We start from the raw sequence: 8,272 nt of genomic DNA on the forward strand, positions 1-8,272 counted from the left end.
CTGAGACCTACTGATCAAATCCGCCGGAAACACTGATCACGAGACACTCCCCCTCGGGCCGGGGTGCTCGTGGATGCGGACAACGGAGTGCGCAGGATCAATGTTGATCTGGAACGACAGCTCGAGTGTCTCCGAGAGGCGGGCGAGCGCGGCCAACGATGGTTCCTCTTCAGCCTCGAGGTAGACGATCTCCGCCTCGGTAAGACCTGTCTGCTCCGCGAGCCCGGCCTGCGTCAGGTTGTGCCGGGCTCGGTAGCGGACCAGCTCGTTGGCCACCTGGCGGGCCAACTGGGTGCGATCCCATTCGGCGCGGAACGGCGGGTCGGCGAGCTGCTCGTCGAGGACCTGCTCGAAGGTCGGCATATCGGTGATCTTCATGCCTTTGTGTCGGTGCCAGGTGGGATGGTGAGGCGGTGACCAGGACGCAGTACTACACCGCGACCAGCATCGACGGGTTCATCGCCGACCCGGACAACTCGCTCGACTGGCTCTTCACGGTCGAGTCACAGGGCGACAACCCGTTCGCCGCGTTCTTCGCGGACGTCGGCGCGTTCGCCATGGGAGCGACCACCTACGAGTGGGTACTTGAACACGAGAAACTGCTCGACCAGCCGCGGAAATGGCGCGAGCAGTACGGCGACACCCCGACCTGGATCTTCACACATCGTGATCTTCCGTCGATCCCCGGCGCGAACATCACGTTCGCCAGCGGTGACGTACGGCCCGTGCACGAGGCGATGGTCGCGGCCGCGCGGGGCAGGAACGTGTGRCTCGTCGGGGGCGGCGAGCTGGTCGGGACGTTCGCCGACCACGGGTTGCTGGACGAGATCATCCTCGGCGTGGCACCGGTGACGCTCGGCGCCGGCGCGCCGCTGCTGCCGCGGCGGCTGCTGTCATCGCGGCTCACCCTGTCCGCCGTCGAACGGATCGACCAGTTCGTGCACCTGACCTACACGGTGCGTCACCCACCCGCCAGCCCACAGCGGTAGCCGGCGCATGCGAGCCGGTCGGTGTGGGCGCTCACGCGTTGCCGGCGGAGAGCGTCTTCATGACGACGTAGCTGGTCACGGTGGCCACACCCGGCAGGCYCGCGAGCTGGTCGGCGTGGAAGGCCTCGTAGACGGAAAGGTCGGCGACCTCGACCTGGAGCAGGTAGTCGTAATTTCCCGTGATGTGGTGGCAGTGGACCACCTCGCGCAGTCGCACGACCTGGCTCTCGAACTGACGGACGTCGGCGCGGGCATGCCGCAACAGACGAACACCGACAAGGACGCGCAGGCCACGGCCGACCGCCGCCGGATCGAGGAGCGCCTGGTAACCGCGGATCGTCCCGGTCTCCTCCAGGCGACGCACGCGCCGCAGACAGGGTGAGGGCGACAGGCCGACCCGGTTGGCGAGCTCCTGGTTGCTGATCCGACCGTGCTGTTCGAGCACGGCCAGTATCGACCTGTCGACGTCGTCCATGCCTGGCCATCCCTCCCAGCCGATTAGCAGATTCTCGCCAGGCGGATCCGCTTATCACAACCTCATGCCCTGTTCTGACGCTACTTGTTGCCAAAACTGCCCCGATCGCCCCTGTTCCGGCAGGAAGACCGGTCATTCTCGTGGCGYCAACCCCAACCCCGCCGACGCAGGAGAAGAACCATGCCGGACGCCCACACGACCAGCAGGACCAGCAGGACCAGCACGACGGTCAACCACGCCGATCGTGAGCTGCGCCATGACCGCTCCGTGRCACCGCCCATCTACCAGACGGCGACCTTCTGGGCCGACGACGCCGAGACGTTCGCCCAGGCGGCGGTCGAACGGCGCGGCCAGGGCTTCTACACCCGTTTCGGCAACCCCAACCACGCGCAGGTCGCGGCCATCGTCGCGGAGCTGGAGCACGCCGAAACCGCGCTCGTCAGCGCCTCGGGCATGGCGGCGCTCACCACAGCCGTGCTGGCCCTGGCCTCCGCTGGCGATCACGTGATCGGGCAGAGATCCACCTACAGCGGCACGGCGTCCCTGTTGCTGAACCTCCTGCCGCGCCTGGGCGTGACGACCACGCAGGTGGACCAGACGGACCCTGACGCCTTCGCCCGAGCCCTGACCCCGCGGACCCGCCTCATTCTGGTCGAATCGCCGAGCAACCCACTGTTGCAGATCACCGACCTACGCGCCGTCGCGGATCTCGCCCACGCACACAACGCGCTGATCCTGGCGGACAACACCTTCGCCACACCCGTGAACCAGCGACCTCTGGAGCTCGGTGTCGACCTGGTGTGGCACAGCGCGACCAAATACCTCAACGGCCACTCCGACGTGTCAGCCGGCGTGCTCGCGGGGCCGGCGAAGCTCCTGGACCGTGTCTGGGATGTCGCTCTGCTCACCGGCGCGACGCTCGGCCCCATCGACGCCTGGCTGCTGCTGCGCGGTCTGCGCACACTGCCGCTGCGCGTCGCCAGGCACAACGCCAACGGCCAGGCCCTCGCCGAGGCGCTGGAGCGGCATCCCGCCGTCGCACGGGTGCACTACCCGGGCCTGGCGGCACATCCGCAGCACGCGCTCGCGGCCCGTCAGATGAGTGGCTTCGGCGGGGTGCTCGCGGTCGAGTTCGCCGGCGGCCACGAGGCGGCCGACGCCTTCCTCGACCGGCTGCGTCACGTCCGACGAGCGGTCAGCCTCGGTGGTGTGGAGTCCCTGGCCGTGCGCCCCGCGGCGATGTGGGCGGGGATGCTCAGCGAGGAGCAGATCGTCGCCTCGGGGGTTCCGCTGGGGCTGGTCCGGCTCRCCGCCGGCACCGAGGACACCGCCGACCTCGTCGACGACGTGCTCACGGCAGCCGATTCCCTGTAGCGACAGTGCCGGCGAACGGACGGACGCCCAAGCCACGAACCGGTACGRCACCGGCTGCCCGCGCGGAGCGGTTCGGTTCACTCGGGCCTGACAGCGGAGAGCCGCCTACGCCCGCCTCAGCCCGTGTAGGTGGTTTCCGTTATGAGGATGACGGTTTCCACCTACGCTCGCCGCGGTTGTAGGTGGTTTTCGCTGTTCGGACGACGGTTTCCACCTACGCTTTCCGCTCAGATCTCGTCGGCGCTTCGGGAGGCGAGCCCGTAGCGGCGGGCCAGATCGTTCCAGGACGCGACGAACTGTTGCTTGGCCACGGTGGCCTCCACGCTGTGCTGCTGGGCGAGGAGGCTGGAGGAGGTCGTCGGCGCCGGCGGGACGCAGATACCGGCCACCTCGCGAGCCCATGCCGCGTAGGCGCGGTCCGCCGCCGCTGACTCCACCCACGCCGTCCGCAGGTCGGCGACCATGCCCCTGCCATCGGGAATGGCGCTGACAGCGAGGCTGTCGACCTCGTCGACGAGGGCGTCCCGGCCGGCCGCGGCACTGAGAAGGTCGGTTTCGGCGCCGCTCAGGTCGGTGCAGTTCGCAATCTGCTGGACCGCCGCGACGACAGTGCCTCGGGCGCTGCCGCTGCGGCTGAGCAGGTCGTCGATCGTCCGGAGCTGGATGACGGCCTGCGACGGCGCCGAGGTGGTCGGCGTGGCCGCCACGGGGACGGAGGGCTGGCCGTTGTCACGCTCCGAACCTGAACGACCCGTGAGGATCACGACGAGAACGATCGCTGCCGCCAGCATCRCCAGGATCGCCAGCGCGACGCCGCCGCGACGGGCCGCCGCACTCCGTGGCCGCGGTGGCGGTGAACCAGGGTGCGGCCACGGGGGTGCGGACGCTCCGACCCTTTGGGTCAGTTCGTCCGTGTCCGTGGCGGTGCCGTCGGACGCGGCGTCTCCGGCCGGTGCCCACGAGCTGTTTCCCGGACCTGTTCCGGTGGGAGGCGTCGCGCCCCGACGCGGATCGGGCTGAAGCCGATCATGATCAGGATGAACGGGAGACGACGGAGGAGATGACTGTGCCGTGGGCTGCGCCGTCGTTCCGCAGGCGGTGCAGAAACGGACACCCGGTCGTTGGGACGACCCGCACGCGGCGCAGGTCCACACCATCGCCTCCCATGGGTGCGGAAACGCCCCGCCGGCGGGACGCGGACGGGATTCACGCCGCCCCGGTCGTGGCGGCGGCTGACCAGGAGAGTATCGACAGCCGGCCGGACGATTGTCGAGCGTCCCGCCGATACGAAGAAAAATAACTCTCCGTATGAGATGGAGGATGTCGCGACAGCGTGGATCCTTTGTTTTCGGTAACGCATCCACGCAGGTCGACATGTTCTTTCTGATCGTTCTACCGGACAGCGACGCCGGATCAAGCCACGCCTTTTCCTTACGTTCGGTAGTCATAGATGGTGGGGGTGGCCGCCCTTTACCGCTTCTGCGGACCCTCACCGTCACCATGGTGTCACGGCCGTGCGATACTGCGTGTCGGTCAACCAGCGGATCTGTGTGCCGGACGCGCTTACCGTGCGGCGCGCCGGCCGGCCGGTCCAGCAGCGCACCACGGAGCCGACGTAATGACGATACTGAAAACCGGCGCGTGCCCGCACTGTGGCGGCCTGCCACAACCAGGTGACGCGTACTGCCCGGACTGCGGGACGAGGCTGGATGGCCAGCCGCCTCCACTGCCMCAACGCCGGCCCTCTTCTGGTCCGCCGATGCGCGAGCACGATCCCGATCGGGCCACCCGGTATCTGTGCTCGGCGGTGCACCTCAACGAGGCCATGGCCCGCACCGTGGCGGCGACGGTTCTCGACGAACCATACCGGGCCATTCACCCGAACCACGGTATCGGCATGGTGGCGCTTGTCCGCCATGCCGCCAGCGCACGGAACACCGCGCGTCTGCGCACCGGGATCGCCGTTCTCATCGGCTTCGTCATCCCGCTCATCCTGCTGTTGGCGGCGTGCGGTTCGCTGTTTGGCGGAAGCGGCTCCTCCGACTATTTCAGCGAGGACCCGGGCGGTTCGTTCGGCGCCGGCGTGTTGTTCTTCTCCTACGTGTTCATCGCCATCCCGGTGCTGCTCTTCCTGCTGCGGGTGGTCTACCGGCTGTACTGCATGGCGCAGGCGGTCGCCGTCATGAACCAGCATGTGGACCCCGCGGACCTGGCATCCAGCGTCGACAGAATGATCGAAAAACGTCTCGAGTCCGTGGACTCCGGTAACACGATCGTTTTCAGCGGGCCGTTCAGCGGTGCCAACCCGTTCGTCGGCAGCGGCGCGCACCTGGGCACATGGGTTGTGACGTTGGACACCAGCAAGGCCGGTATCCAGGACGGCAGCTCGCAGATCATCCCCTTCGACGAGGCCGATCTGCATGACTGGCTGGCTCGAACGGTCCCCGACCTCACCCTTGCCGGTCTTGTCGTACGCGAGAAGCTGTATGTGAGCGGCGTGGACGCACCGCTGGTCCAAGGCCTTGTACCCGGCACCGGAAAGCCGCCCTACACCCATATGCCCGAGGGCATCCTGACGAACGTACTGCGTAATCCGACCAGCTATGCCCGGACCTATCTCGTCTTCGAACGGCTGACCGCGGGAAACCAGCTCGGCCTCACCTATCTCGTCCGGGCGGACCTGCTCCAGAACAACACGCTCTTCATCGAGGGTGTGTCCGTTGCCATGCCTCCGCTGGGTGCCCCCTGCCTCGCGGTCACCACCGTTCYGATGGAACACTGGGACCGTTTCGTGACCGCCGTTAAACAGACCTTCAAGCAGAACTTCCGCCCGTCTTTCACCTTGCGCGGGTGGCGCTCGCTGGCGACGCGGCGGGATCGCATCCGCCCTGGTGTCGTCATCGACTACGGAGCCCGTCGCAGCGTTCGTGCGGAGGTTGCCGCCGACCTGAAGGACTACTACTACGCCGACGTGGACCAGCGTCTGTACCTCGAGACGCTGCAGCGGCGGGTTCTCGAGAACATCGTGGAGTTCCTGCGAAGGCACAACGTCGATACCTCGGAGTTCGAGCGGCACAGCGAGCAGGTGATCAACAACATTCACAACGGCAACATCTTCAATGTCAACGAGGTCAGTGGCCAGGGCAACGTCTTCGGCGACCAGGCACAGGTAACCAATGCTCAGYAGGGCGGATAGCCCCAGGGGAGAAGCAGCGTGAGCACGTACAACATTGGTCCGGTGTCGGGTCAGGGGAATGTCTTCGGGGACAACAACCAGGTCACCAACCAGATCGCCGTCCCGGCCGCGACGCGCGACGTGCTGGAGAACCTGCGCGCCGCGCTGCGGGACAACGCCGACGATCTTACGGACCCGGACGGGATGCGGCGGGCGACCGACGATCTCGAGGAGGAACTCACTGCGGACGCGCCGGACCGTGGCCGGATCTCCCGCCTCCTACACGGCCTGCTGCTGGGCGCCGGCACCGTCACCGCGGTAACCACCGCCCTGGAAGGCCTCGAAAACACGGTACTCAGCTGAGCACTCCAGAGGAGGCGTAGGTGGTTTCCGATGCCCTGACAAATTTTTTCACCTGTATCCACCTCGACCGTAGGCGGTTTCGGTCGCCCCGACAGCGCTTTCCGCCCGCACTTTCCGATGCGTCGGTTCCGCGGGGCACACGCTCGCTCGTCTCCGGCGGGTCTGGGAGGTGAACCGTCCGACGGACTGGCCGATACTTGATCTCGATGGCGATCCGACTCCGGGCGATCCGTTCGCGGTGCGGGAGCTGGCCCGACGGTTTCTGGCGTTTGCCGCTGACGTCGAACACGCCCATAAGCAGCTTACTGCGATAGCCACCGGTGAAGTGATCCATGTATGGACTGGTTCCGCGGGAGATGCGTTTCGGGGGGAGCTGGGCATATTCCCCGGCCAGCTACAGAAGCTTGCGACGTCGTATCAGATGGCCGGTGATGCGCTGCGCGTCTATGCGCCGGTCCTGGATTCCGCGCAGATACAGGCCGACCGGGCACTTGCGCGGGGGCGGGAAGCGCGAGCCCGCCGCGATCACGCTCAGATCCTTGTCGGCCCGGCGCAGACCGCGCTGTCGTCCGCGACGCGGAGGATCATGGCGCTGGAGCCAGGTTCCCATCCCCATGCGATGGATCTTCCTTTGCCTGACCCGGTGCAGGTGACACAGGCGATCCGAGACCAGCGGGTCGCGCAGGTCCGGCTGGAGCAGTTGCGAGACTCTGTACAGGCCGCACAGGATGATCTGGATGCTGCCCGTCAGCTCGCGCTGGCGGCGAAGCAGCTACGTCAGGATGCGGCACGGACCTGCGTATCGATGATCCGGCGCGCCTCCCACGCGGGGATCCGGGACAAGCCGTGGTGGTCCTGGGAGAAAATCCAACAGGCCGCTGGCAGGGTCTGGCATGTTGCCATCGGCCTCGCGACCAGCACCGTTGCGGTCCTCGGGGTGGCCGCTATGGTCGTCGGCGGGCCGGTCGCATGGATGGTGTCCGCAGCTGCGCTCGTGCTCCTGACCGACGCCTTGGCCCGGTATGCCAACGGCCAGGCATCCCGATGGGACGTCGGCTTCGCCCTGCTCGGCTGTATCCCCGGTAGTCGAGGTCTCAGCACCGCCGGTCTTGGCCGTGGTGCCGGCCAGGTCCAGCGTGGAGGAGGTGTCGCCGCTGGTGTCCTGCGCGCCGGTGCGGCTCATACCCACCGGGTGCTCAATGCCTGCGAAGCGCATCTTGCCGCCATGGCTGCCAACCTGCGCGCTGCCCGTCAGGGTTTCGCCATGACCGTGACTCCTGACGGCCGGATGCTCATGGTCGGTGGCGACGCCCTTCGTGACACCTCGAAAGCCGCTGGCCGCGGGCTGACGGCATCCGAACAGCGGGCCATCAGATCGCTTCAGCGGCAGATCGAAGAACATCGGGCTAAACTGGAAGCGTACCGGGTCGATCCTGACGCATTCGATAACCAAGGTATTCTTGAGCGTGCGCCGACACCGGCGATTCGGCAACGAATCATCGATGGACGTATACGTCATCTGGAACAGGAGATCTCAGCTTTTCAGAAGCAGATCTCCAAAATTCTTAGGGGTGGTGGCCAGTGAGTGAGYACGTGTCCGTCCCGCTTGAGACGCTCACCGCCGCGTTCGCTCTTCTGATCGAACATCTGCGACAGGAAGCAGGGACRGAGGTGTCTCTCGACAAAGATTACTTCTGGGCGATTCCGCGAGAGCTGCTCTATGATGTCTACGCGCAGCCAACGGATCTGACTGTCGGACAGCTCAGTGAGTCGTTGGCCAATCTACAGTCGGCGTTGGCCGATCCGTCGAAAGTCACGACGTACGGCCTGGTATGGCTTGCCGACCTGCTGAAAGCCATCGGCCTGGATATCGTCAGATGACTGTAGGAGGCAATG

9 protein-coding genes are annotated in these 8,272 nt (G+C 66.5%); 6 read left to right on the forward strand and 3 right to left on the reverse strand.

Annotated features, from left to right (window positions below; all coding sequences use genetic code 11):
• Nucleotides 1–36 precede the first annotated feature (36 nt).
• Nucleotides 37–378 carry a helix-turn-helix transcriptional regulator gene (locus BL254_RS24280; protein WP_139342491.1) on the reverse strand — a complete coding sequence of 114 codons (342 nt, stop codon included), beginning with the start codon at nucleotides 376–378 and terminating at the stop codon, nucleotides 37–39.
• Nucleotides 379–413: 35 nt separating this feature from the next.
• Between BL254_RS24280 and BL254_RS24285 the strand changes: the two genes are divergently transcribed.
• The gene (locus BL254_RS24285; RefSeq protein WP_076845327.1) at nucleotides 414–989 is read left to right on the forward strand and encodes a dihydrofolate reductase family protein; all 576 of its coding nucleotides are present in this window, start codon (nucleotides 414–416) and stop codon (nucleotides 987–989) included.
• Between the two features lie 31 nt (nucleotides 990–1,020).
• Here BL254_RS24285 and BL254_RS24290 read toward each other — a convergent pair whose 3' ends face one another.
• A complete protein-coding gene (locus BL254_RS24290; RefSeq protein WP_076845329.1) occupies nucleotides 1,021–1,464 on the reverse strand; it encodes an Lrp/AsnC family transcriptional regulator in 444 nt (147 codons plus the stop codon).
• Between the two features lie 180 nt (nucleotides 1,465–1,644).
• Here BL254_RS24290 and BL254_RS24295 point away from each other — a divergent pair, with 180 nt between their 5' ends.
• The gene (locus tag BL254_RS24295) at nucleotides 1,645–2,838 is read left to right on the forward strand and encodes a PLP-dependent aspartate aminotransferase family protein (RefSeq protein ID WP_076845331.1); all 1,194 of its coding nucleotides are present in this window, start codon (nucleotides 1,645–1,647) and stop codon (nucleotides 2,836–2,838) included.
• A 227-nt stretch (nucleotides 2,839–3,065) separates the two neighbouring features.
• On the opposite strand, the gene BL254_RS24300 is transcribed toward BL254_RS24295, so the two are convergent.
• Nucleotides 3,066–3,629 carry a hypothetical protein gene (locus tag BL254_RS24300; protein ID WP_052914990.1) on the reverse strand — a complete coding sequence of 188 codons (564 nt, stop codon included), beginning with the start codon at nucleotides 3,627–3,629 and terminating at the stop codon, nucleotides 3,066–3,068.
• 968 nt (nucleotides 3,630–4,597) lie between these two features.
• Between BL254_RS24300 and BL254_RS24305 the strand changes: the two genes are divergently transcribed.
• The 4 genes from BL254_RS24305 to BL254_RS24325 all read left to right on the forward strand — a co-directional run bounded on the left by BL254_RS24305 (nucleotide 4,598) and on the right by BL254_RS24325 (nucleotide 8,257).
• Nucleotides 4,598–6,034 (forward strand): hypothetical protein, encoded by a 1,437-nt coding sequence (locus tag BL254_RS24305; protein ID WP_076845333.1) that lies wholly within the window; start codon nucleotides 4,598–4,600, stop codon nucleotides 6,032–6,034.
• Nucleotides 6,035–6,052: 18 nt separating this feature from the next.
• Nucleotides 6,053–6,376: a hypothetical protein gene (locus BL254_RS24310; protein WP_047225236.1), complete on the forward strand. Its 324-nt coding sequence runs from the start codon at nucleotides 6,053–6,055 to the stop codon at nucleotides 6,374–6,376.
• A 169-nt stretch (nucleotides 6,377–6,545) separates the two neighbouring features.
• Nucleotides 6,546–7,961 (forward strand): putative T7SS-secreted protein, encoded by a 1,416-nt coding sequence (locus tag BL254_RS24320; RefSeq protein WP_139342492.1) that lies wholly within the window; start codon nucleotides 6,546–6,548, stop codon nucleotides 7,959–7,961.
• A gap of 8 nt (nucleotides 7,962–7,969) precedes the next feature.
• Complete coding sequence (locus tag BL254_RS24325) at nucleotides 7,970–8,257, forward strand: hypothetical protein (RefSeq protein ID WP_254858490.1); 288 nt, start codon at nucleotides 7,970–7,972, stop codon at nucleotides 8,255–8,257.
• Nucleotides 8,258–8,272 lie beyond the last annotated feature (15 nt).

This window comes from Protofrankia sp. BMG5.30, from assembly GCF_001983005.1.
In the GTDB taxonomy this organism is placed as follows: Bacteria; Actinomycetota; Actinomycetes; order Frankiales; family Frankiaceae; genus Protofrankia; species Protofrankia coriariae.